Source organism: Actinomycetospora rhizophila, assembly GCF_042657905.1.
Lineage (GTDB): Bacteria > Actinomycetota > Actinomycetes > Mycobacteriales > Pseudonocardiaceae > Actinomycetospora > Actinomycetospora rhizophila.
Map to the genome: position 1 here is coordinate 1 of NZ_JBHSKG010000040.1, position 1,136 is coordinate 1,136.

1 protein-coding gene is annotated in these 1,136 nt (G+C 68.7%); it reads right to left on the reverse strand.

Going from position 1 to position 1,136, the window contains the following annotated elements; genetic code table 11:
- On the reverse strand, positions 1–1,089 hold the full coding sequence (locus ACFPK1_RS32995) for an IS630 family transposase (RefSeq protein ID WP_378025161.1): 1,089 nt from the start codon (positions 1,087–1,089) through the stop codon (positions 1–3).
- Between the last annotated feature and the right edge of the window lie 47 nt (positions 1,090–1,136).

The following is a 1,136-nucleotide window of genomic DNA, read 5'->3' on the forward strand; positions in this document are numbered from 1 at the left end:
CTAGTGTCCTGAGTCAGAAATTCGCCGGCAGTAGTTGGCGATGCTGTCGAGGATCTCGTCGGCGGTCTTGGTCCAGACGTAGGGCTTGGGGTCGTCGTTCCAGGCCTTGATCCAGGCGCGGATGTCGGCGTTGAGCGCGGCGACCGAGCGGTGCGCCGAGCGCTGCAGCTTCTTGGTGGTCAGCTCGGCGAACCAGCGCTCGACGAGGTTGAGCCATGAGCTGCTGGTCGGGGTGAAGTGCAGGACGAAGCGCGGGTGCGCGGCCAGCCAGCGCTTGATCGACGGGGTCTTGTGGGTCGAGGCGTTGTCGAGCACCAGATGGACCTCGAGGTCATCGGGGACCTCGGTGTCGATCTTGCGCAGGAACTTGGCGAACTCGACCGCGCGATGGCGTGCGTGCAGCGAACCGATGACCTTGCCGGTGGCGAGGTCGAGCGCGGCGTAGAGGCTCGAGGTGCCGTGGCGGACGTAGTCGTGGCTGGCCCGCTCAGGGGTGCCGGGCAGCATCGGGAAGGTCGGCGCGGTGCGATCGAGCGCCTGGACCTGGGTCTTCTCGTCCACGCAGAGCACCAGCGCGCGTTCGGGCGGGTCGAGGTAGAGCCCGACGATGTCGCGGACCTTGTCGGTGAACTGCGGGTCTTTCGACAGCTTCCAGGTCTCGGTCTTGTGCGGGGCCAGCCCGAAAGCCCGCCACACCCGCGACACCGTGGACTGCGACATGCCCAGGTGCGCGGCCATCGACCGGGTCGACCAGTGCGTGGCGTTGCGCGGCGCCTTCTCCAGGGTCTCGGTGATCAGCGCCTCGACCTGCGCGTCGGACACCGAGCGCGGCCGGCCCGGGCGCGGCTCGTCGACCAGCCCGTCGAGGCGAGCCTCGCAGAACCGCCGTCGCCAGCGAGCCACCGTGTTGCGAGACAACTCCAGACGCGCGGCGATCTCGGTGTTCGAGCCGCCCTCCGCGGCCGCTAGCACGACCCGGCTGCGCGTCGCCAGACCGGCTGCGCTGGTCCGCCGCCGCGCCCACGAGGTCAGCTGCTCACGCTCGTCGTCGGACAGATCGATCGGCACCGGCTGGGGTCCACGAGCCATGAACCCCAACCTACAACCGCTTCACAACTTCCGACTCAGGACACTAG